The 20,742-nt window shown below is 73.4% G+C and carries 19 protein-coding genes; 4 read left to right on the top strand and 15 right to left on the bottom strand.

Annotation, left to right across the window (positions count from 1 at the left end; translation table 11 throughout):
- Nucleotides 1–40 precede the first annotated feature (40 nt).
- Nucleotides 41–1,450 (bottom strand): carboxylesterase family protein, encoded by a 1,410-nt coding sequence (locus AB0K37_RS04070; RefSeq protein ID WP_363974453.1) that lies wholly within the window; start codon nt 1,448–1,450, stop codon nt 41–43.
- On the bottom strand, nt 1,392–1,679 hold the full coding sequence (locus AB0K37_RS04065; protein WP_363974450.1) for a hypothetical protein: 288 nt from the start codon (nt 1,677–1,679) through the stop codon (nt 1,392–1,394). The genes AB0K37_RS04070 and AB0K37_RS04065 overlap by 59 nt, the downstream gene beginning before the upstream one ends.
- 253 nt (nt 1,680–1,932) lie before the next feature.
- On the opposite strand from AB0K37_RS04065, the gene AB0K37_RS04060 reads away from it, so the two are divergent.
- Both AB0K37_RS04060 and AB0K37_RS04055 read left to right on the top strand, forming a co-directional pair.
- Complete coding sequence (locus AB0K37_RS04060; protein ID WP_363974447.1) at nt 1,933–3,063, top strand: acyl-CoA dehydrogenase family protein; 1,131 nt, start codon at nt 1,933–1,935, stop codon at nt 3,061–3,063.
- A complete protein-coding gene (locus AB0K37_RS04055) occupies nt 3,060–3,962 on the top strand; it encodes an acyl-CoA dehydrogenase family protein (RefSeq protein WP_363974444.1) in 903 nt (300 codons plus the stop codon). Before AB0K37_RS04060 ends, AB0K37_RS04055 begins: the two co-directional genes overlap by 4 nt.
- Here AB0K37_RS04055 and AB0K37_RS04050 read toward each other — a convergent pair.
- The gene (locus AB0K37_RS04050; protein ID WP_363974441.1) at nt 3,959–5,518 is read right to left on the bottom strand and encodes a FadD3 family acyl-CoA ligase; all 1,560 of its coding nucleotides are present in this window, start codon (nt 5,516–5,518) and stop codon (nt 3,959–3,961) included. The two genes, AB0K37_RS04055 and AB0K37_RS04050, sit on opposite strands and share 4 nt — an antisense overlap.
- Before the next feature lie 871 nt (nt 5,519–6,389).
- Between AB0K37_RS04050 and AB0K37_RS04045 the strand changes: the two genes are divergently transcribed.
- Together AB0K37_RS04045 and AB0K37_RS04040 are read left to right on the top strand one after the other, a co-directional pair.
- Nucleotides 6,390–7,982 (top strand): Coagulation factor 5/8 type domain-containing protein, encoded by a 1,593-nt coding sequence (locus tag AB0K37_RS04045; protein ID WP_363974438.1) that lies wholly within the window; start codon nt 6,390–6,392, stop codon nt 7,980–7,982.
- A gap of 112 nt (nt 7,983–8,094) precedes the next feature.
- On the top strand, nt 8,095–9,027 hold the full coding sequence (locus tag AB0K37_RS04040; RefSeq protein WP_363974435.1) for an aminoglycoside phosphotransferase family protein: 933 nt from the start codon (nt 8,095–8,097) through the stop codon (nt 9,025–9,027).
- 59 nt (nt 9,028–9,086) lie between these two features.
- Here the strand turns inward: AB0K37_RS04040 and AB0K37_RS04035 are convergent, their stop codons facing one another.
- The 12 genes from AB0K37_RS04035 to AB0K37_RS03980 form a co-directional block, all read right to left on the bottom strand.
- Nucleotides 9,087–9,854: a hypothetical protein gene (locus AB0K37_RS04035; protein ID WP_363974432.1), complete on the bottom strand. Its 768-nt coding sequence runs from the start codon at nt 9,852–9,854 to the stop codon at nt 9,087–9,089.
- 71 nt (nt 9,855–9,925) lie between these two features.
- On the bottom strand, nt 9,926–10,555 hold the full coding sequence (locus AB0K37_RS04030; RefSeq protein WP_363974429.1) for an HNH endonuclease family protein: 630 nt from the start codon (nt 10,553–10,555) through the stop codon (nt 9,926–9,928).
- A 287-nt stretch (nt 10,556–10,842) separates the two neighbouring features.
- Entirely contained in the window at nt 10,843–11,634 is a 792-nt protein-coding gene (locus AB0K37_RS04025) for an SDR family NAD(P)-dependent oxidoreductase (protein ID WP_363974426.1), read from the bottom strand.
- An 11-nt stretch (nt 11,635–11,645) separates the two neighbouring features.
- Complete coding sequence (locus AB0K37_RS04020; protein ID WP_363974423.1) at nt 11,646–12,410, bottom strand: MaoC/PaaZ C-terminal domain-containing protein; 765 nt, start codon at nt 12,408–12,410, stop codon at nt 11,646–11,648.
- A gap of 149 nt (nt 12,411–12,559) precedes the next feature.
- Complete coding sequence (locus AB0K37_RS04015) at nt 12,560–13,735, bottom strand: lipid-transfer protein (protein WP_363974420.1); 1,176 nt, start codon at nt 13,733–13,735, stop codon at nt 12,560–12,562.
- Nucleotides 13,732–14,196: a MaoC family dehydratase gene (locus tag AB0K37_RS04010; protein WP_363974417.1), complete on the bottom strand. Its 465-nt coding sequence runs from the start codon at nt 14,194–14,196 to the stop codon at nt 13,732–13,734. The genes AB0K37_RS04015 and AB0K37_RS04010 overlap by 4 nt, the downstream gene beginning before the upstream one ends.
- Before the next feature lie 11 nt (nt 14,197–14,207).
- On the bottom strand, nt 14,208–15,272 hold the full coding sequence (locus tag AB0K37_RS04005) for an acyl-CoA dehydrogenase family protein (RefSeq protein ID WP_363974414.1): 1,065 nt from the start codon (nt 15,270–15,272) through the stop codon (nt 14,208–14,210).
- Nucleotides 15,272–16,279 carry a bifunctional MaoC family dehydratase N-terminal/OB-fold nucleic acid binding domain-containing protein gene (locus AB0K37_RS04000; protein WP_363974411.1) on the bottom strand — a complete coding sequence of 336 codons (1,008 nt, stop codon included), beginning with the start codon at nt 16,277–16,279 and terminating at the stop codon, nt 15,272–15,274. The genes AB0K37_RS04005 and AB0K37_RS04000 overlap by 1 nt, the downstream gene beginning before the upstream one ends.
- Nucleotides 16,276–17,439 (bottom strand): acyl-CoA dehydrogenase family protein, encoded by a 1,164-nt coding sequence (locus AB0K37_RS03995; RefSeq protein WP_363974408.1) that lies wholly within the window; start codon nt 17,437–17,439, stop codon nt 16,276–16,278. The genes AB0K37_RS04000 and AB0K37_RS03995 overlap by 4 nt, the downstream gene beginning before the upstream one ends.
- A 16-nt stretch (nt 17,440–17,455) precedes the next feature.
- The gene (locus AB0K37_RS03990; protein WP_363974405.1) at nt 17,456–19,111 is read right to left on the bottom strand and encodes an AMP-binding protein; all 1,656 of its coding nucleotides are present in this window, start codon (nt 19,109–19,111) and stop codon (nt 17,456–17,458) included.
- Complete coding sequence (locus tag AB0K37_RS03985) at nt 19,104–20,303, bottom strand: NADH:flavin oxidoreductase (RefSeq protein ID WP_363974402.1); 1,200 nt, start codon at nt 20,301–20,303, stop codon at nt 19,104–19,106. Before AB0K37_RS03985 ends, AB0K37_RS03990 begins: the two co-directional genes overlap by 8 nt.
- An 85-nt stretch (nt 20,304–20,388) precedes the next feature.
- Nucleotides 20,389–20,742: a hypothetical protein gene (locus AB0K37_RS03980; RefSeq protein ID WP_363974400.1), complete on the bottom strand. Its 354-nt coding sequence runs from the start codon at nt 20,740–20,742 to the stop codon at nt 20,389–20,391.

The raw sequence follows: 20,742 nt of genomic DNA, 5'->3' as shown, positions 1-20,742 counted from the left end.
CACGTCCGGCACAGGTCGTGGCACCGGGCGTCAAAGGCGGTCAGCCGGCAGCGCGGATCTTCCGGAAGGGGGCGTGCCGGTTCCAGAAGCCGCAGTGGTGCTGCTCCGCGATCTCGTGGGTGACCTGGCTGTCCCCGGCCGGGACGAGCGACAGGACGGCCGGGTCCCGGCGCGTGAAGCGCGGCCCGTAGGGCGTCCCGTCCACGGTGGGGTTCCCGGTGCGGGCGAACCCCGCCCACTGGGCGGTGAGCTGCGCGCCGAACGCCTTCTGGTTCGCGGTCGGCTCGGCGCCGCCGGGGAACGGCGACAGGAACGGGCTCTCGCTCACGTGGTAGGAGCCGTTCGGCTTCGTCGGGTCCAGGAAGAACATGGGCGGGGCGTCGGCGTTGTCGGTCTGGTACGCGAAGACCGGGATGTGCCTGGCCAGCCGTTCGTCGTTGAGGAGCGCGGGGCACACGGAGTTGGAGTCGGCGACGATCGTCCGGTACGCGATGAACGTGGACGGCACCGGGAAGCGCTCCAGCGGGTACAGCGTGAGGACGCGGTTCGCGAGCGGCCCGTACTGCTGCCGGACGTACTCCCGGTACTTCTCGGGGGTGTCGGCGGACGGGAGCTGGACCTCGTCCCGGTCGACGCCGTGCATCAGCGTGACCTTGTTGACCTTCCCCTCGGCGAACGCCCGGCCGGGCGACATCGGCAGGATCTCGCCGTCCACGACCGGGCCCTGCGTCCCGACGTCCGGGCCGATGCCGTCGCCGGCCTGCGAGAGCAGCGTGTCGACGGGCAGGGCGCGCAGGCAGGCGGCGTCCTCGCAGCCGAGCGCGGCTGCGAACCGCTCACCGGCCTTCCGGGCCTCCTGCTCGCTCGGCAGCTCGGCCTTGCAGTCCTGCGGCTGCCACTGCACGTCCGCGCCGAGCAGCGAGTTGTACTCGCCGCTCTGCGCGATGCCCTTCTGGAACAGGCCCTTCGCGGCCGGGGAGGCGGTGTTGGCGCAGACGCTCGACCCTCCGGCGGACGCGCCGTAGATCGTCACGTTGCGGGGGTCGCCGCCGAAGCGCGCGATGTTGCGCCGGACCCGCCGCAGCGCGGCCTGCTGGTCCCGCAGCGCGTAGTTGCCCGCGTGGGCGCCGAACCCCTCGTGCGCCATGAACCCGAAGATCCCGAGCCGGTAGTGCACGCCGACGTTGACGACGCCGCCCTCCTTGACGAGGTGCGTGCCGTCGGACGGCGACCCGAGCCGGAAACCGCCGCCGTGCAGCTCCACCATCACCGGCAGCGGTCCGCCGCCGGTCTTCTCGGGGGCGGTGATGTCCAGCTTGAGGCAGTCCTCGCTGGTCGAGCCGGGTCCGAGGCCGGGCGGCTGCGGGCACGCGCCGCCGCGCCGGGTCGCCTCAAGGGTGGACGTCCAACCCGCGGGCGGCGCCGTCGGCGCCCACCGCAGGTTCCCCACGGGGGGGCGCCGCGTAGGGGACGCCGAGCCAGGATCGGACGCCGTTCCCCGCCGTCCCGCACACCGGGCCCTTGTCTGTCTGCACGGTCGTCCCCTCCGCGCAGGCCGGGGCCTCTCCGGCGCGCGGCCCGTCCTGCGCCCGGGCGGGCGCCGAGGCCGCGAACGCCGCGGCCGCCGCTCCCGCCGACGCCGCCGAGGCGACCACGAAAAGCCATCTTCTGGACTCCATGTCTGACCGTCCTCACCGCGTGGGTCTCCTGCCGGACGGCCAGAACGTAAGGCGGCCCACGAGCCCCACGACAGGACATCCCCGGCAGATGCGGAGAGCGGCGGCACCGACGCGCCGAACGGCTTCCGCTCACCGCCGGGCGGCGGCTTCTGGAGGGGTTTCCCGGCCGCCGGGGATCTCACTGGGCGGGAGGGGGCGGCGGGGGCGGCGAGGGGCGGATACCCTACCAAACAGTTGTTAGAAAGAGGGTCGCATGGATCTTGAGTTCGGGGCGGCGGACGAGGAGTTCCGCGGCGAGGTGCGGGCGTGGCTGCGCGAGCACGTCCCGGCGCGGCCCCTCCCGTCGCTGGAGACCGGGGAGGGCTTCGCCGCGCACCGCGAGTGGGAGCGGACGCTCGGGGCGGCGCGGCTGGGCGTGGTGTCGTGGCCGGAGGAGTACGGCGGGCGCGGCGCGTCGGTGCTGCAGTGGCTGGTCTTCGAGGAGGAGTACTACGCGGCGGGCGCGCCGGGACGGGTCAGCCAGAACGGCATCAACCTGCTGGCGCCGACGCTGCTCAAGCACGGGACGCCCGAGCAGCTCGCGCGGATCCTGCCGCCGATGGCGGCGGGCGAGGTGATCTGGGCGCAGGCGTGGTCGGAGCCGGGCGCGGGCAGCGACCTGGCGGCCCTGCGGGCGACGGCGACCCGCGCCGACGGCGGCTGGCTGCTGGACGGGCAGAAGACGTGGAGCTCCCGGGCGGCGTTCGCGGACCGGGGTTTCGGGCTGTTCCGGTCGGACCCGGACTCGTCCCGCCACAAGGGGCTCACCTACCTGATGTTCCCGCTGGACGCGGAGGGCGTGACGGTCCGCCCGATCGGGCGGCTGGACGGCAAGCCCGCGTTCGCCGAGCTGTTCCTCGACAAGGTCTTCGTCCCCGACGAGGACGTCATCGGCGCGCCCGGGGACGGCTGGCGGGTCGCGATGGCCACCGCCGGCAACGAGCGCGGCCTCACGCTGCGCAGCCCCGGCCGGTTCACCGCGGCGGCCGAGCGGCTCGTCGAGCTGTGGAAGGAGCGCGCGGACGCCTCCGGCGACGCGCTGCGGGACCGGGTCGCGGACGCGTGGATCAGGGCGCGGGCCTACCGGCTCAAGGGGTTCGAGACGGTCTCGCGGGACGACGACGTCGGCGCGGAGTCGAGCCTGAACAAGGTGTTCTGGTCGGAGCTGGACGTGGCGCTGCACGAGACCGCGCTCGACCTGCTCGGCCCGGACGGCGAGCTGGAGTCGGAGTGGCTGGAGAACTACGTGTTCTCGCTGGCCGGCCCCATCTACGCGGGCACGAACGAGATCCAGCGCAACGTGATCGCCGAGCGGCTGCTCGGCCTGCCGAGGGGGTCCCGGTGAAGTTCGTTCTCTCCGCCGAGCAGCGCATGTTCGGCGAGACGCTGCGCAAGCTGCTGGGCGCGGCCGGCACCGCCGACGCCGCCCGCGCCTGGGCGGCCGGGGACACCGGGCCGGGGCGCGCGCTGTGGTCGGCGGTCGCCGAGGCCGGGGCGTTCGCGGTGGCCGTCCCGGAGGAGGCGGGCGGCGCCGGGCCGCTGCCCGTCGAGCTGGCCGTCGCCGCGGAGGAGCTGGGGCGGGCCGCCGCGCCCGGCCCCTACGTGGAGACGCTCGCCGCCGCCGAGCTGCTGGACGGGTCGCCGTGGCTGCCCCGCATCGCCGAGGGCGAGGCGGTCGTGACGCTCGCCGTCCCGCACGCGCTGGACGCCGACGTCGCCGACCTGGTGCTCACCGCGGACGGCGTCGAGCGGGAGGCGGCCGGGGAGGCCGTCGCGTCGCTGGACCCGGCGCGGCGGCTGTTCCGCGTCCCCGGGGGCGCGGGGTTCACCGACCTCGGCGTGCTGCTGTGCGCGGCGCAGCAGGTCGGGCTCGGGCGGGCGCTGCTGGAGGTGTCGGTCGAGTACGCCAGGACGCGGCAGCAGTTCGGCCGCCCGATCGGCGAGTACCAGGCGATCAAGCACCATCTGGCGAGCGCGATGGTCGAGCTGGAGTTCGCCCGCCCGCTGGTGTTCGGGGCGGCGCTGGCGTACGGGACGCCGGACTTCGCGCGGGACGTGTCCGCCGCGAAGGTCGCCGCGTCGGAGGCGTCCTACGGGATGGCCAAGACCGCGCTCCAGGTGCACGGCGCGATCGGCTACACCGACGAGTACGACCCGTCGCTGTGGATCCGCAAGGCGCGGGCCCTGTACTCGGCGTGGGGCACCGTGGCCGAGCACAGGGCGCGGGTCGTCGCCGCCCTCTAGAGGCGCTCCTTGAGCTTCACGCGCCAGATCTTGCCGGACGCGGTCTTCGGGAGGTCGTCCACGAAGACGACCTCCCGGGGGACCTTGAAGTTCGCGAGGCGCTCCCGGCAGTGCGCGACCAGCTCGTCCCGCGTGGCCGTCCTTCCGGGGCGGAGCCGGACGTAGGCGCGCCCCACCTCGCCCATGCGCTCGTCGGGGACGCCGACGACGCCCGACTCGGCGACGGCGTCGTGGCGGGCGAGGACGTTCTCGACCTCGGCCGGGTACACGTTGAACCCGCCGACGACGAACATCTCCTTGGTGCGGCCGGTGATGGTGATGTTGCCGCGCTCGTCGACGCGCCCGCGGTCGCCGGTGTCGAGCCAGCCGCCGCGGACCGTCTCGGCGGTCGCCTCCGGGTCGTCCAGGTAGCCCTTCATGACGTTGTAGCCGCGCACGAGGATCGCGCCGTCGGTCCCGGGCGGGACCCGCTCGCCCTGGCCGTCGACGATCGCGACCTCGACGTCGGCGATGGGCCTGCCGGACGTGGTGGCGATGGTCTCGTCGTCGTCGTCCACCGAGCAGGCCGAGACCGTGCCGGACGACTCGGTCAGCCCGTACGCGGTCACGACCTCGGGGAACAGCTCGTCCTTGATGCGCCGCACCAGCGCGACGGGCACGTCCCCCGCGCCCGTCACCGCCAGCCGCAGGGACGACAGGTCCCGCTCGTCCCGGCCGGGCGCGTCCAGGAGCGCGGTGTAGATGGTGGGCGGCCCCGGCAGGACGGTGATCCGCTCCCGCTCGATGAGCCGCAGCGTCTCCGGGACGTCGAACGTGCGCTGCAGCACCATCGTGGCGCCCTGCATCACGCACGCCAGCACGCCGGCCTTGTAGCCGAACGTGTGGAACATCGGGTTCACGATGAGGTAGCGGTCGCCGGCCCGGACGCCGGTGCGGCCCGCCCACGCCCGGTAGGTGCGGACGTTCTGCTCGTGCGTGACCACGGCGCCCTTGGGCCTGCCGGTGGTTCCGGAGGTGAACAGGATGTCGGCGACGTCGTCCGGCGCGACGGCCGCGGCCCGCGCGTCCGCCTCGTCCGGAGGCGCGGCCTCGGCGGTGAAGTCGTCCCAGGAGATCACTCCCGGGCGCGCGGCGCCGTTGAACGTGACGACCGTCCGCAGCGCGGGCAGCCCGGGGGCGCCGGATCCGTCCACGCCGAGCATGCCGGGGTAGTCGATGCCGAGGAACCCGTCCTCCACGAACAGGATCTTCGCTCCGGCCTTGGAGAGCGGCCACCGGGCCTCGTCGCCCTTGTAGCGGGTGTTGAGCGGGACGAGCGTCGCGCCGGCGCCGAGGGCGCCGAGCACGGTGACGATCCAGCGCAGGCCGTTCGGCGCCCAGATGGAGATGCGGTCCCCCGGCTCGATTCCCGCGCCGACGAACGCGCCCGTCGCCTGGCGGACCTGCTCGCGCAGCTCGGCGTAGGTGACCCGGACGTCCCCGTCCACGACCGCCTCCGCGTCCGGAAACTCCCTCGCCGCCCGCGCCACCAACCCCGGAACCGTCAGCTCGCTCATGAGCCACCATCATCCCGGTCGCACCCCCGCCCGACCGTCGGCGTCCCATTGACCGGTACATCCGTCTCGTCCCAACAGACAAGGGTGTAGGCCCGGCCCGTCTCGCCGTCCGCGCCCTGGTCCGGGTTGCACAAGATCGCGAGCCGCGGACGAGCTTTACGGGCCGCGACCGATGGTCGCCTAACCGAAAGGATCGAGCCATGCACTACGCCATGCTCTGCGCCACCCCGTACCCGCCTCCGCTCCCGAAGCCGCCGCAGACCCCGGGCGGCCCGGGTGCGCCGCGGCCGCCGGCGGTGCTGTGAGCATCAGCGCCACATGAGGACTCCGCCCTAGCGGAAGCCTGATCAACGAGTCCCGGTGGGGGTGGCCGTGCGCCGCTCCCACCGGGATTCTTCTCTTTCGCAAGCCAAGATCCGCAACAGGGTCTGCCGTCAAGCGTCGCCGAGGCGGACGGCACCGGAGCTCTTCGGAAGTCGCGCCCACCGGCCAGCGACCGCATCGACCGGATCGACGCCCTCACGTCGTCCGGGCGGCTGCGCACCGGGCAGGACATCGCGCACGCCACGTCCCGCTACGGCTTCGAGACAAAGGCCATCGCCCGCCGCGACCTGCTCGGACGGCTCGCCGCCGGCCTGCCGGAGGACCTCGTCCGCTGGCGCATCCCGCCGCTGGTGGGCCGGTTGTTCCCGGAGACGTCCCAGAGCGCCCTGCTCGCCCGGTTCAGCAACCGGCTCGCGGCGGAGTCCTCCTGACCCTCCCGACGCACCCGGGCTGACCGGCCACGACGTGAGGACTATTCACATTTTGCCGGATCGGTGTTTCACTCGGCGGAGAGCCACTGGACGTCTCCCCCGGCCGAGGTGCCCCCATGCCCGTCCGCCGTGCCACCCGCGTTCCGATCCTCCTCGTTCTCCTGCTCGTCCTCCTCCCCGTCCCCCGCGCGCACGCGGAGGGCGAGCCGCGCGAGGTGCGCGGCTACATCGACGCCCACAGCCATCTGATGGCGTACGAGGCGTTCGGCGGCGCGCTCATGTGCGGCAAGCCGTTCGACCCGCGCGGCATCCAGGAGGCGCTGCGCGACTGCCCCGACCACGCCGGCAACGGCGTGCTCGCCTGGTGGGAGAACTTCAACAGGTACGGCACCCCGTTCGGGACCCACGACCCGACCGGCTGGCCGACGTTCAAGGACTGGCCCGCCTACGACTCCCGCACCCACCAGCAGGTGTACTACGAGTGGCTGGAGCGGTCCTGGCGGGCCGGGCAGCGCGTCCTCGTCAACCATCTGGTGGACAACCGGCAGCTCTGCGAGATCTATCCGCTCAAGCGCAACCCCTGCGACGAGATGGCCGGCATCCGGCTCCAGGCGCAGCGGATGCGGGAGATGCAGGCCTTCATCGACGAGCGCAGCGGCGGCCCCGGCAAGGGCTGGTTCCGGATCGTGCGCGACTCGGCGGACGCCCGCCGGGTCATCGAGGACGGCAAGCTCGCCGTCGTCCTCGGCATCGAGACCTCCGAGCCGTTCGGCTGCCGGCTCGTCAACGGCGCCCCGGCCTGCACGCGCGCCGACATCGACCGCGGCCTGGACGAGGCGCGGAGCCTCGGCGTGGCCTCGATGTTCGTGTGCCACAAGTACGACAACGCTCTGTGCGGCGTGCGGTTCGACGGCGGGGTGGCGGGCGCGTTCGTCAACCTCGCCAACTTCGTCGGCACCGGGCGGTTCTGGCAGGCCGAGACGTGCACCGGCCCCGCCCACGACAACACGATCGCCCCGGCGGGCGAGGTCGGCGACGCCCTCCAGCCGATCCTGAAGCTGCTCGGGATGGCGGGGATCACGCTCCCGGTCTATCCGAGCGGCCCGCACTGCAACGTCCGGGGGCTCAGCGGCCTCGGCGCGTACATGGTCCAGGGGATGATGAAGCGGCACATGATCGTCGAGGTCGACCACATGAGCGCGAGGGCCGCCGACCGGACCCTCGGCATCCTCGAGGCCGCGCGGTACCCCGGCGTCATCTCGTCCCACAGCTGGATGGACGCGACGTACCTGCCCCGCGTCTACCGGCTCGGCGGCATGGTGGCCGGGTACGGCAGCGCGGCCGACCGGTTCACCGCCGAGTGGCGGCGCAACAAGGCCCAGCGCGATCCCGCCCGCCCGTTCGGCTACGGGTACGGGCTCGACGCCAACGGCATGGGCGCACTGCCGGAGCCCCGCACGGGCGGGGACGCGGGCCCGCTGCGCTACCCCTTCACCTCGCCGATCGACCCGGCGGTGAAGCTCGACCGCCTCCGCGCCGGGCTGCGCACCTGGGACCTCAACACCGACGGCGTCGCCAACTACGGCCTCGTCCCGGACTGGATCGCCGACATCCGCGCGGTCGGCGGGCCGGAGATCACCGAGGACATGGCGCGCGGCGCGGAGGTCTACCTGCGGATGTGGCGCGGCGCCGAGGAGGCGCCGTCCTGAGAGGGCGATAGCCTTCACGGCATGCGTTGACCCCTGCCCGGAAGCCGGGCACCGCCGACGTCTCCTTCGTGACACGCGACCAGAACCGGAGCCCACGAAGGAGACGTCGACCATGAGCACGTCGATCCGCATCGACGTTCCCGAGGCGCTGGCCGCCTCGCACGGCAAGCACTTCGGCGCGTCCGGCCGCGCCTGGATCGCCGCGCTGCCCGACCTGGCCGCCGGCTTCCTGGACCGCTGGGCGCTGCGCCTGGACGGTCCGGGACGTCACGGCATGGCCTCGCTCGTGCTGCCGGTGACCCGCGCGGACGGCACGCCCGCCGCGCTCAAGCTCCAGCCGGTCACCGACGAGCATGCCACCGAACCGGTCGGCCTGCGCGTATGGGACGGCGACGGCGCGGTGCGCCTGCTCGACCACGACGCGGACACCGGCACGATGCTGCTCGAACGCCTGGACGCGACCCGGCCGCTGTCGTCGGCGGCCGACGACGACACCGCCGTGGGCGTCCTGGCCGAGTTGCTGGTGCGCCTGGTGGCGGTGCCGGCGCCCGAGGGCCTGCGCCGTCTGGCCGACATCGCCGCCGCCATGCTCGACCAGGTTCCCGGCGCCGTGCCCGCGCTGGGCGACCCGGCCGACCGGCGGCTGGTGCGGACGTGCGCTTCGGCCGTGGCCGAACTGGTCGGCGAACCGGGCGACCGCCTGCTCCACTGGGACCTGCACTACGACAACGTCCTCGCCGCCGAGCGGGAACCCTGGCTGGCCATCGATCCCAAGCCCCTGGCCGGCGACCCCGGATTCGACCTGCTGCCGGCGCTGGACAACCGCTGGGAGGAGGTGGTGGCGAGCGGCGACGTCACCCGGACGGTCCTGCGCCGCTTCGACCTGCTCACCGAGGCCCTCGGCCTGGACCGGAAGCGGGCCACCGGCTGGACGCTCGGCCGCGTACTGCAGAACGCGCTGTGGGACGTCGAGGACGGTGAGACCGCCCTGGACCCCGCCCAGGTCGCCATCGCCACCGCCCTGCTCCGCCACCGGGCGAGCTGACGTCGGGGCGTTCCCGGGGGTTCCGCGAATGCCATGGACATCTCCCCCGGATCCGGGCGTCAGGCGCCGGGCACGGGGCCGAGGCGGGTGCCCGCGTCGGCGGCCCGGCGCAGCGCGGCCTCGATCTCCGCCGCGTCCTCGGCCAGTTCCCCGATCCGCTCGGTCGCGAGTTCGTGCGCGGCGGTGCGGGCCAGAAGCTCCTCGTACGCCTCGTTCCGCCCCTGCAGCTCGGCCATCTCGGCGGCCCGGTCGGGCGGCGGGAGGGTCCCGCGCCGCCGCCTCCGGTAGACGGCGTCGGCCGCCGCCGTGCGCGCGGCGTACTCCTCCAGCGCCTCGATCCGTCCGGTCAGGGCCGCCACGGAGCGCCGCAGGGCGTCCCGCTGCGGAGCGAACCGGGACTTCTGGAGCGGAGTCAGATCGGACTCGCGGAGGGCTCGCTGCTCCTCCCGCATCCGCGAGTGGGCCACGAGCGTCTGGGCGATCTCCCATTCCTCGGCGGGGAGGGTGAGCGCGTTGTCCATGCCGTCGAGCAGCCCGGCCTTGTTCACCTCCGATCCCAGGACCGCGCCGATCGCCTCCTGCGCCCTGCAGAGCAGGATCTTGGCGTCGGGGTCGGGGTCGGCGGCCACGATGTAGCGGCCGTGCAGCCTGCGGGCGAGGCGGGCGGCACCGCCGCCGACCAGCCCGTGCAACCGGCCGGGCGGCGGGCTCGTCCCCGGCGGCAGGACGTCCTGGTTCTCACGGAGCGCCCGCTGCTCCCCGCCGGAGAGCTCGGGATCGACGGCGACCCGCGGATGTGCCGAGTCGGGAAGGTGCGACAAGGACATGGCCATACATTCTAGAAGTTCCGGTCCGGGAGGCCCGCCGCCCCTGCCGCCGGGCGGCGGGCCGGGACGGGTCAGCAGGTGCCGAGCATCGTGGTGAGGGCGCTCTTCTCCGAGCCGTCCACCGTCAGGCCCCAGTACCACTTCACCTGGATCCAGGCACGGGCGTAGGTGCAGCGGAAGGAGGTGACCGAGGGCTGCCACTCGGCCGGGTCCTTGTCGCTCTTCGCCTGGTTGACGTTGTCGGTGACCGCCCACAACTGGGGGCCGCCGAGGTCGTTGGCGAACGACTGGCGGCGGGAGGTCGTCCAGGACCAGGCGCCGGACGCCCACGCCTCGGCGAGCGGCACCATGTGGTCGATGTCCAGGTCGGACGCCTGCGTCCAGGTGGCGCCGTCGTAGGGCGAGTACCACTTGCCGGACGTCGCGGCGCACGCGGAGTCCGTGGTGACGTTCGTGCCGTCCCGCTTCAGCACGGTCTCGCGGGTGTTGCACGTCCCGGAGATGGTGATCCAGTGCGGGAACAGGTCGCGGTCGTAGGTGCTCCCGTGCGACTCGGCGGCCACGGTCAGGGTCGCCAGGCGGCTCGCGGCCGTGGCGGCGGACGGGATGTTGGGCGGGGTCGCGGACGCGGGCGCGGCCGCCGCGCCGAGCAGGGCCGCGCTCAGGGCGGCGGGGAGCGCGAACGTGAGGAGTCGTCGCATCGGGATGCCTTTCCGCAGTCGTCCCCGGGCCGGGGCTGGAACCCCGAGGGGGAGCGGGAACGACGGCACTGCGACGGTGACATTTTCGACAAATACGAATAAATGTCACGCTTTGCTCATGCGCGCTGCCGCCGTTGGTCGGAAGCTGACGTCTATCGCCGGCCGAAGGCCTCTGAGCTGCGACGAAACAGGCGATGCCGGTCCCGTGACGGCGGATGAAGAGTTCTTGAACTCCGGGCCCAGCGCCGGGCAAAGCCCGGTCCGGGCGCGAGGCAAGGCGCCCGGAGCTACATGGTCGCGAGGACGCTTTCGGCGTCGTCCCAGAGGCGGCGGGCGAGCGCGCCGTCGCGGGCCCTGGCCTTGAGCGGCTTCTCCCTGGCGACGTGGAAGTACCGTCCGGTGCCGGTCGAGTCCACCAGGTCAACGACGGGCGGAGCGGCCCTCCCCACCGGCTTCAAGGTCGGTTTGACGGCCCTCATGAGCAGGCCGAGGGGCCCGCCCCGCGTGGTGAGGTCCGTGCGCAGCACGCCCGGATGCACCGCGTCGATCGTCACGCCGGTGTCCTTCCACCGCTCGGCGAACAGCGGGACCATCAGCAGGTTCGCGAGCTTGGTGTCGGCGTAGGTCCGGACGGGATGGAAGTCCCGCCCCTCGGGCGTCCGGTCGGGGTCGACCCGGCCCGCCACGTAGAGGGCGGCGCTGACCTGCACGACCCGGCGCAGCCGCGCCTCCAGCAGGCGGTTCAGCAGGAACGGTGCCAGGTGGTTGGTGAAGAACGCCTGCTCGAAGCCGTCCTCGTTGACCTCGCGCCGGTCGGGCCAGAGCGCCGCGTTGTGCACGAGCACGCCCGGCCCGGAGCCGGCCGCGGCGAGCGCCCCGGCCAGCTCGCGGACCGTGCGCACGGACGACAGGTCGCCCACGAGGAGGTCCGCGCCGACCTCCCGTGCCGCGACCGCGCCCGCGTCCGGCCGCCGTGCCACGATCGTCACCCGGTGACCCCGCCGGACGGCCTCCGCGGCGACCGCGCGCCCCACCCCCCGGTTCCCGCCGGTCACGACGACGCTCGACGGCTCGCCCATGGCGCCGCCGCCTAACGGGCCGCGCCGAAGCGGGCGCGTCCGCCCGAGATGACCGTCGTCCCGTCCACGGCCGCCTCGAACAGGACCGCTCCGCCGTCGCCGTCACGCCAGGTGCTCACCTGGAGCGCGTCGCCGGGGAAGACGGGCGCGGCGAAGCGGCCTTCGAGCTCGGCCAGGTCGGCGGGGTGGGCGCCGAGGGACTCGGCGAGCGGGAGGGTGACGGCCGCGAGCGTGCACAGGCCGTGCATGATCGGGCGCGGCATCCCGGCCGCCTTCGCCGCCTCCGGATCGATGTGCAGGTGGTGGCGGTCGCCGAGCAGCCGGTAGAGGGCCGCCTGCCGCGACGCGGTGGCGACGGTCAGCACGCCGTCGGGACCGGCCTCGGGACGGCGGCGCGACGACGGACCCCGCTCGCCCCCGAAACCGCCGCTCCCCGGCGCGAACAGCGACCACGTCGCCTCGAAGTACTCGCTCTCGACCGCCACGTCGAAGACGGCCGCGGAGCCCTTGTCCCACACGTCGGTGACGCGGGCGCTCATCTCCACCGAGCCGGAGCGCGGCAGCGGCTTCAGGACGCGGAGGCGCTGCGTCCCGTGGACGGCCGTCCGCACGTCGAACGCGCCCGCCGAGCCCAGGACGTCCGGCGCCCACTGGGCGAGGGTCAGCACGAACGTGGGCAGGACGCGGAGCCTCTCCTCGAACACCAGGTCGAGGTCCGAGGCCCCCGCCCCCACCGCGAGCGCGTAGAGGATGGGCCGCGTCTCGTCGTAGGTCACCGTCCGGGCGCCGAGCGACCGCCCCTGCCATTCGTGGGTCCGGGTGCGGCCGGTGGGGGGACGACCCCCCGCACCCCCCGGTTCGCTCCGCTCGTTCCTGCTTCCTGTGGGGGGACGACCCCCCACACCCCCCGGTTCGCTCCGCTCGTTCACTGGTCCGCTCCGAGGATCAGGCCGCTGGTCGGGACGCCAGTGCCGGCGGTGACGAGGACGTTGTGGACGTCCCCCGGCTGGTTCACCGAGGTGCCGCGCACGAGCCGGACGGCCTCGGCGATGCCGTTCATCCCGTGGATGTAGGCCTCGCCGAGCTGGCCGCCGTGGGTGTTGACCGGGAGCCGGCCGCCGAGCTCCAGGTTGCCGTCGGCGACGAAGTCCTTGCCCTCGCCCTTCGCGCAGAAGCCCAGCTCCTCCAGCTGCGGGAGGACGAGCGGCGTGAAGTGGTCGTAGAGGATCGCGGCCTGGACGTCGGCCGGGGTGAGCCGCGACTGCCCGTAGAGCTGCCGTCCCACCAGGCCCATCTCGGGGATGCCGGTGATCTCCGAGCGGTAGTAGCTGGTCATCATGTGCTGGTCGTTGCCGGACCCCTGCGCCGCGCCCCAGATCACGGCGGGCCGGTGCGGGAGGTCGCGGGCGCGCTCGGCGGAGACGACGACGAGGGCCTGGCCGCCGTCGCTCTCCTGGCAGCAGTCCAGCAGCCGGAGCGGCTCGGCGATCCACCGGGACGCCTGGTGGTCCTCCAGCGTGATCGGCCGCCCGTAGAACCACGCGGCCGGGTTCGCGGCGGCGTGCCTGCGGTCGACGACGGCGACGCGGCCGAAGTCCTCGCTGGTCGCGCCGTACTCGTGCATGTAGCGGCGGGCGAACATCGCGACCCACTGGGCGGGGGTCGAGAGCCCGAACGGGTTCATCCACGCGTAGGCGGCGCTGTCGGCGCTGACGTCCATCGGGCGGTCGGCCTGCCCGAGGCCGTAGCGGGTGCCGGACCGCTCGTTGAACGCGCGGTAGCACACGACGACGTCGGCGACGCCGGTCGCGACGGCCATCGCCGCCTGCTGGACGGTGCCGCAGGCGGCGCCGCCGCCGTGCCCGATGCGGGAGAAGAACTTCAGCTCGCCGATGCCGAGGTTGCGCGCGATGTGGATCTCGGAGCTGGTGTCGGCGGTGAAGGTCACCATGCCGTCCACGTCGGACGGCTGGAGCCCCGCGTCCACGATGGCGGCGAGCACCGCCTCGCAGGCCAGGCGCAGCTCGCTGCGGCCCGACTCCTTGGAGAACTCGGTGGCGCCGATCCCGGCGACCGCGGCCGCCCCTGGCAGCACGCTCATGCGCCGCTCCCCTGTGCTTCGACGGCCGGTGCTTCGACGATGGGTGCTTCGACGGCGGGCAGTTCGACCACGACGGTGCCGGTGACGTGCGGGCCGATCGCGTTGACGCCGCGCACGGCGATCTCGACCCGGCGGCCGGAGTCGTCCTTGGCCGCGACCGTCCCGGTCAGCACCATCGTGTCGCCCGGGTAGTTGGGCGCGCCCAGCCTGATCTTGATGGCCTTGACGACGGCGGCGGGCCCGGCCCAGCTCGTCGCGTACCGGTCGACGAGCCCGTTGGTCGTCAGGATGTTCATGAAGACGTCCCGGGAGCCGCGCTCGACGGCGAGCGACGGGTCGTGGTGGACGTCCTGGTAGTCGCGGCTCGCCAGCGCGGTCGCGACGATCATCGTGCGGGTCAGCGGGATGCTCAGCTCGGGGAGCTCCTCCCCCACCGCCACCTCCTCGTACCGCCTGGTCACCGCATCCCCGCTCACAGGGCCGCCCCCAGGAGCTCCAGGTCGCAGGACGCGCCGCCGAGCGTCCCGGAGATCTGCTTGCCCCACAGGAAGTGGCGGTGCACCGGGTAGTCGACGTCCACGCCGATGCCGCCGTGCAGGTGCTGGACGCGGTGGACGACGTTCAGCCCGCCCTCGTCCGACCACCACTTGGCGACCAGGACGGCGGTCTCGGCGTCCTCCCCGGCGTCGATCAGCGACAGGGCGTGCCAGAGGCAGACGCGCAGCGCGTCGATCTCGATGTAGCAGTCGGCGAGCTGGTGCTGGGCGGCCTGGAAGGTGGCGAGCGGGCGGCCGAACTGCTCCCGGCCCGACAGGTAGTCGGCGGCCATGCGCAGGGCGCCCTCCGCGACGCCGACCTGGACGGCGGCCAGGGAGACGCGGGCCAGCCGCAGCGCGGTGGCGAGGGCGCCGTCCGGAAGGGCGTGCGCCGGGGCGCCGTCGAGGGTCAGGTGCCCGGCGGCGTCGCGGCTGGTGGTCTCCGCGCGCTCCCACGACACCCCGGCGGCCGAGGTCTCCAGCAGGAACAGGCCGGGCCCCTGCGGCGAGACGGCCGAGACGAGGACGTGGCTCGCCCCGAACGGCGTCGGGACGGCGGCCTTCGTCCCGGTCAGCAGCCAGTTCGCGCCGTCGCGGACGGCGGCGCAGCGCGGCGCCGCGGGGTCGGCGGGGGCGAACTCCTCCAGCGCGACGGTCGGCCGCGACGTCCCGTCCGCGAAGGACGCGGGGACGTCCTCGCCGTGCGAGGCGAGCGTGAGCGCGGCGACGACCGCGGGCCAGACCGGGACGGGGGCGACGGTGCGGCCCTGCTCCTCCAGCAGGACGGCCAGCCCGGCGGCGCCGAGGCCCGCGCCGCCCGCGGACTCGGGCAGCGCGACGCCGAGCAGGCCCGTCTCGCCGAGCTCGGCCCACAGGCCCTCGTCGTACCCGCGCTCGGACCCTTCGGCGTCCTTGATCCGCGCCTGCGTGGCGCGGTCGGTGAAGATCTGCCGGGCGAGGTCCCTGACCGCCTCCAGCTCTTCGCCAAGCGTGAAGTCCATCAGCGCTCCTTGACAACGTGGGGCGGCCCGGCCGGGCGGAACGCCGGCAGGGACAGGTCGGGGTCGGGGTCGATCCAGTCGAGGACGACGGGCATGCCGATCTCGACGTCCTCCGGCGCGACCCCGGTCATGTTCGCGATGAGACGCGTCCCCTCGGCCAGCTCGATCACGGCGACGACCAGCGGGTAGTCGAACGCGGGGTGGCGCGGGTGGTGGTTGACGACGTAGCTGTGGACGTGGCCGTCGCCCGACGCCTCGACGGTGTCCCAGTCGAACGAGCCGCACTGCGGGCAGCACGGCCCCGGCGGATGCCGCAGCGACTTGCAGTCGGCGCAGCGCTGGATGACGAGCCGGTGCTCGCGCGCCGCCTCGAACCAGAACGCGTTGTCCAGGTTGATCGCCGGGCGCGGGCGCAGCGCCTTCTTCTCCGCGGGCTTCTCCGCGGGCTTCTCCGCGGGCTTCTCCGCCGGCTCGGGGGCGGGCTTCTCGGCGGGACGGAACCGCAGGAGGCGCCACCGCTGCGTGGCGACGACCTCCCCCGCCCCGTCCCGGTACGTCTTGACCGTGCTGACGAAGCGTCCCGCGCCGAGCGCGGTCTTCTTCTCCGGGGAGATCGACTCGACGGTCTCCTCGACGCTGACGCGGTCGCCCGGCACCAGCTCACGGTGGAACTCGAACTCCGAGTCGGTGGCGACGACGGAGGTGTAGCCGCCCTCGGCCAGCAGCTCGGTCAGCTCGTCGGGGCCCGCGGGGTCGGCGCGGACGGACGCGGCGTACCCGCGCATCGTCCACGCCTGCATCATCGACGCGGGCGCCACGACGCCGTCGCGGCCGGTGGCCCGGGCGGCCTCCTCGTCCAGGTAGACGGGGTTGCCGTCCTCCATGGCCTCGACCCAGTGCCGGATCATGGGGACGTTCACCGGGTCCTGCCCGGCCCGCCGCGCGCCGCAGGGCCGCCCGGCCCACGCCCGGAGCCGCGCCTCGTACTCCTCGCCGTTCCCGCTCATGACCGCCTCGACCTCGGCAGACCCAGTCCCTGGACGGCGACCATGTCGCGCAGCACCTCGTTGACGCCGCCGCCGAAGGTGTTGACGATGCCCTGCCGCGACAGCTGCTCGATCTGGCCGTGCAGCACGGCCCCCGGCGACTCGGGGCGGATCCGGCCGGCGGCGCCGAGGATCCCGGTCAGCGTCCGCTGGACGTCGATGTGCGTCTCGGTCCCGTAGGACTTGGCGGCGCCGGCCTGCGCGCCGGTCAGCGTCCCGGCCTCCACCGCCATCGTCATCTTCCAGTTCATCAGCCGCATCGCCTCCAGCCGTGCGTGCGTGCGGGCGAGGTCGGCCCGCACCCAGGGCAGGTCGATCACCCCGTTCCCGCGCGCCCAGTCGCGGACGTCCTCCCACAGCCGGATCATCCGGCCGCCGAGCGCGGCGAGCCCGATGCGCTCGTGGTTGAGCTGCGTGGTGATCAGGCTCCAGCCGCCGTCGACGTCCCCGACGACCGACGACGCGGGCACCCGGACGCCGTTGTAGTACGTCGCCGTGACGACCATCCCGCCGACCGTCGGGATCGGGCTCCAGGAGAACCCGTCGGCGTCGGTCGGGACGATCAGGATCGAGATGCCCTTGTGCTTCGGCGCGTCCGGGTCGGTGCGCGCCGCGAGCCAGATGTGGTCGGCGGTGTTGGCGCCGCTGGTGAAGACCTTGCTGCCGTCGACGACGTACCGGTCGCCGTCGAGGACGGCCCTGGTGCGCAGCGAGGCGAGGTCGGTCCCGGCGTCGGGCTCGGTGTAGCCGATCGCGAAGACGATGTCGCCCGACAGGATGCCGGGAAGGTACCTGCGCTTCTGCTCGTCGGTGCCGAACCGCATCAGCGTGGGGCCGACCGTGTTCACGGTGACGAACGGGAACGGCAGCCCGGCGCGCTGCACCTCGTCGAAGAACACGTACTGCTCGGCGATCGACCTGCCCTGCCCGCCGTACTCCTCCGGCCAGCCGTAGCCGAGCCAGCCGTCGTTGCCGAGCATCTTGACGATCTCGCGGAACCGCTCGCCGCCCACGCCCTGCTCGCCGGCGCGGCGCCGCACGTCCTCGGGCAGCAGGCCCGCGAAGTACGCCCTCAGTTCCGCGCGCAACTCGCGATGCGCCTCGGACTCACGCAGATCCATACATGCCCTTTCTCGGTCAGGGGAGGAAGCGCCCGCGGCCCGCGGCGGTGAACTCCTCGCGGAGCGCGGCCTTGTCCGCCTCGGTCATCGGGACGTACTCCGGCGCGCCCCGGCCCGCCCACCGGAACACGGGGTCGGACGTGCGCCAGCCGTCGAGCTGCAGCTCCTTCTTCTTGAGCTTTCCGGACCCGGTCGTCGGCAGCGCGTGCGAGACGCGCACGAAGCGCGGCGCCCCCTTGGTGCCGAGGTCGTCCTGGCGGGCCAGGAAGGCGGGCAGGTCCAGGTCCTCGAACTCGACGCCCTCGGGGATCTCGATCGCCGCCATCACCTGGTCGCCGGAGCGCGGGTCGGGCACCCCGAACGCGACCGCGTCCACGATCTTCGGGTGGCGGCGGACGACGTTCTGGGTGAGCAGCGCGGAGATGTTCTCCGAGTCCACCCGGATCCAGTCGCCGGACCGGCCGCCGAAGTACAGGAACCCCTCGCCGTCGACGTAGCCGAGGTCGCCCGTCCAGTACCAGCCGTGCCTGACCCGCTCGGCGTCGGCCTCCGGGTTCTTGTAGTAGCCCTCGAACCTCGCCGCGCCGTGCACGTCGACGATCTCCCCGACGGCGGCCTCGGCGTTGGTGACGCGGCCGTGCCCGTCCAGGACGGCGGGCGCGCAGGTCTCGCGCGTCTCGGGGTTGACGACGCGGACGCCGTCGTGGGCGGGGCGGCCGAGCGCGCTCGGCGGCGCCTGCGGATCCCGCCTGATCATTCCGGCGCTCTCGCTGGACCCGTAGCCCTCGACCAGCCGCGCGCCGAAGCGGCGCAGGAACTCGGCCTTGTCCTCCGGGGACGCCTCCGTCCCGAACCCGTGCGTCAGCGTGTTGTCGGCGTCGTCCGGCTTCTCGGGGGTGGCGAGGACGTAGCCGATCGCCTTGCCGACGTAGGTGAAGAACGTCGCGCCGTAGTAGCGGACGTCCGGCAGGAACCCGGACGCGGAGAACTTCCTCGCCAGGACGACGGTCGCGCCGACCGCCAGCGACGGCGCCCACAGCGCCATCAGCGCGTTGCCGTGGAACAGCGGCATCGGGCAGTAGCTGACGTCCTCGCGCTTGACGTCGTACTTGGCGCTGTTGTTCCGGCCGAGCTCGGCGAGCCGGCCCTGCGAGCAGCGCGCCGCCTTCGACGCGCCGGTCGTGCCCGAGGTGAACAGCAGGAGCATCTGCGTCTCCGGCGTGATCGACTCATCGGGCTCGGGTTCGCAGGCGTGGGCGGCGGCCAGGTCCGGGTAGCCGTCGTCGTCGACCAGCAGGAAGCGGTCGCGCGGGACGCCGACGTCGAGGCCGTCCAGCAGCTCCAGCCCGGCCCGGTCGGTGACGACGAGCTGGAGGTCGGTGTGCCGGACCTCCTGCTCCAGGTAGGCGCCGGTCCGGGTGGAGTTGATGCCGACGATCGTCGCGCCGCCGAGCGCCGCCGCCCCGAGCCACAGGACGTACTCCGGGACGTTCTCCAGCAGGACGCCGATGTGGAACGGCCCCTCCTTGCGCAGTTCGCGGGCCAGCGCCGCCCGGGCCGCGCTCTCCCGGACGACCTCGTCCCAGGTCCACGTCCGCTCGCGGCTGCGCAGGCCGGGCCGGGTGTCGCCCAGCCGGGCCAGCAGCATCGCCGCGATGGTCTCGTCACGCACCCGCGGCACCCCAGGCCGGCTCGGTGGACAGGACGCAGTGGGTGCCGCCGTAGATCGCGGTCATGCACTTGTTGCAGTGGATGCACAGCGACTCGGTCGCGGGCTCGTCCTTGATCCGGTTGATCAGGTCGGGCTCGCGCAGCAGGGCGCGGGCCATCGCGACGAACTGGAAGCCCTCCGCCATCGCGGTGTCCATCCCCGCCCTGTCGGTGACGCCGCCCAGCAGGATCATCGGCAGCTTCACCGCGGCGCGGATCTGCCGGGCGTCCCTCAGCAGGTAGAGGTCCTCGTAGGGGTAGGACTTCAGGAAGTGCCTGCCGATCAGCTTGATCCCGAGCTTGGTCGGCTGCTTCATGACGGAGGCGAACTCGTGCAGCGGCGCGTCGCCCTTGAACAGGTACATGGGGTTGAGCAGGGAGCTGCCGGCGGTCATCTGGAGCGCGTCGACCGTGCCGTCGGCCTCCAGCCACCGGGCGACCTGGATGGCCTCGTCGATCCAGAAGCCGCCGGGCACGCCGTCGTCCATGTTGAGCTTCGCGGTGATCGCGATGCGGTCGCCGACGGCGTCGCGGACGGCGCGGCCGATGTCGCGCGCCAGCCGGGCGCGGTTCTCCAGCGACCCGCCGTACTCGTCCTTGCGGTGGTTGACCTTGGGGCTGAGGAACGAGCTCGTCAGGTAGTTGTGCCCCATGTGGATCTCGATGGAGTCGAACCCCGCCTCGATCGCCATCCGGCCCGCGCGTCCGTGCGCCTCGACGACGCGCCGGAGGTCCGCGTGCGTGGCGGCCCTCGCGACGGTCTGCGTGGTCAGGTGGAAGTGGCGGCTGGGCGCGAGCGCGGGGAGCCCGTTGCTCTTGGGGTTGGCGACCGGGCCGGCGTGCCCGATCTGAGCCTGGACGGCCGCCCCCTCCGCGTGCACGGCGTCGGTCAGCTCGCGGAGGCCGGGTATCGCCTCGTCCCGCCAGTGGATCTGCCTGCGGTCGGTGCGGCCCTCCGGCGCCACCGCGCAGTACGCGACGGTGGTCATCCCCACGCCGCCGCGCGCGTGCCGGACATGGAAGTCGATCAGCGCGTCGGTGACCTGGCCGTCCTTGGTCAGCCCCTCGTACGTCGCCGCCTTGATCGTGCGGTTCCGCAGCGTGACCGGGCCGAGCTTCGCCGGCTCGAACACGTCGGGCTTCTGGTCGTTCATCTGAGAGTCCTCCATCCGGACTAGACGGTAATCAGCGGGATGTCCGGGCACTCCGGACATCCCGCTGACTGGGAGCGACGGGCCGCTAGGCGTCCCGTCGCAGCGCGGCGGCGATCTGGTCGGCCTGGGACTGCTGCTCCACGAGCTGGCGCAGCAGCCACAGGCGCAGGACGCGGGTCACGGCGGCGGCCAGGTAGAGGGCCGCGCCGAGGACGGTCACCGCCAGGAACCCGACGGCGAGCGTCTGCAGCGAGCCAACGTCCCGCAGGTCGTCCTTGGTGAGGGAGACGTTGTAGGCGACGAGGGTCCCGGCGACGCCGGCGACCATGGCCAGGATCCCGGCGATCCGCGCCGCCCCGTCGAACCGGGACCCGTCGGTCCTCAGGCGCTGCCGCGCGACGTCGTCCTTGAACCGCCGGCGCCGTTCCTCAGTGAGCAT

Origin of the sequence: Actinomadura sp. NPDC049753 (genome assembly GCF_040674655.1) — a bacterium.
GTDB classification, from domain to species: Bacteria; Actinomycetota; Actinomycetes; order Streptosporangiales; family Streptosporangiaceae; genus Spirillospora; species Spirillospora verrucosospora.
This window is presented reverse-complemented; position numbering and strand designations above follow the sequence as displayed.

Bases quoted from the DNA above. Each gene is read 5' to 3' on its own strand.
- AB0K37_RS04065 (WP_363974450.1), bottom strand. From the start codon at position 1,679: ATGGAGTCCAGAAGATGGCTTTTCGTGGTCGCCTCGGCGGCGTCGGCG.
- AB0K37_RS04060 (WP_363974447.1), top strand. From the start codon at position 1,933: ATGGATCTTGAGTTCGGGGCGGCGGACGAGGAGTTCCGCGGCGAGGTG.
- AB0K37_RS04050 (WP_363974441.1), bottom strand. From the start codon at position 5,518: ATGAGCGAGCTGACGGTTCCGGGGTTGGTGGCGCGGGCGGCGAGGGAG.
- AB0K37_RS04045 (WP_363974438.1), top strand. From the start codon at position 6,390: ATGCCCGTCCGCCGTGCCACCCGCGTTCCGATCCTCCTCGTTCTCCTG.
- AB0K37_RS04040 (WP_363974435.1), top strand. From the start codon at position 8,095: ATGAGCACGTCGATCCGCATCGACGTTCCCGAGGCGCTGGCCGCCTCG.
- AB0K37_RS04035 (WP_363974432.1), bottom strand. From the start codon at position 9,854: ATGTCCTTGTCGCACCTTCCCGACTCGGCACATCCGCGGGTCGCCGTC.
- AB0K37_RS04030 (WP_363974429.1), bottom strand. From the start codon at position 10,555: ATGCGACGACTCCTCACGTTCGCGCTCCCCGCCGCCCTGAGCGCGGCC.
- AB0K37_RS04025 (WP_363974426.1), bottom strand. From the start codon at position 11,634: ATGGGCGAGCCGTCGAGCGTCGTCGTGACCGGCGGGAACCGGGGGGTG.
- AB0K37_RS04015 (WP_363974420.1), bottom strand. From the start codon at position 13,735: ATGAGCGTGCTGCCAGGGGCGGCCGCGGTCGCCGGGATCGGCGCCACC.
- AB0K37_RS04005 (WP_363974414.1), bottom strand. From the start codon at position 15,272: ATGGACTTCACGCTTGGCGAAGAGCTGGAGGCGGTCAGGGACCTCGCC.
- AB0K37_RS04000 (WP_363974411.1), bottom strand. From the start codon at position 16,279: ATGAGCGGGAACGGCGAGGAGTACGAGGCGCGGCTCCGGGCGTGGGCC.
- AB0K37_RS03995 (WP_363974408.1), bottom strand. From the start codon at position 17,439: ATGGATCTGCGTGAGTCCGAGGCGCATCGCGAGTTGCGCGCGGAACTG.
- AB0K37_RS03985 (WP_363974402.1), bottom strand. From the start codon at position 20,303: ATGAACGACCAGAAGCCCGACGTGTTCGAGCCGGCGAAGCTCGGCCCG.
- AB0K37_RS03980 (WP_363974400.1), bottom strand. From the start codon at position 20,742: ATGCTCACTGAGGAACGGCGCCGGCGGTTCAAGGACGACGTCGCGCGG.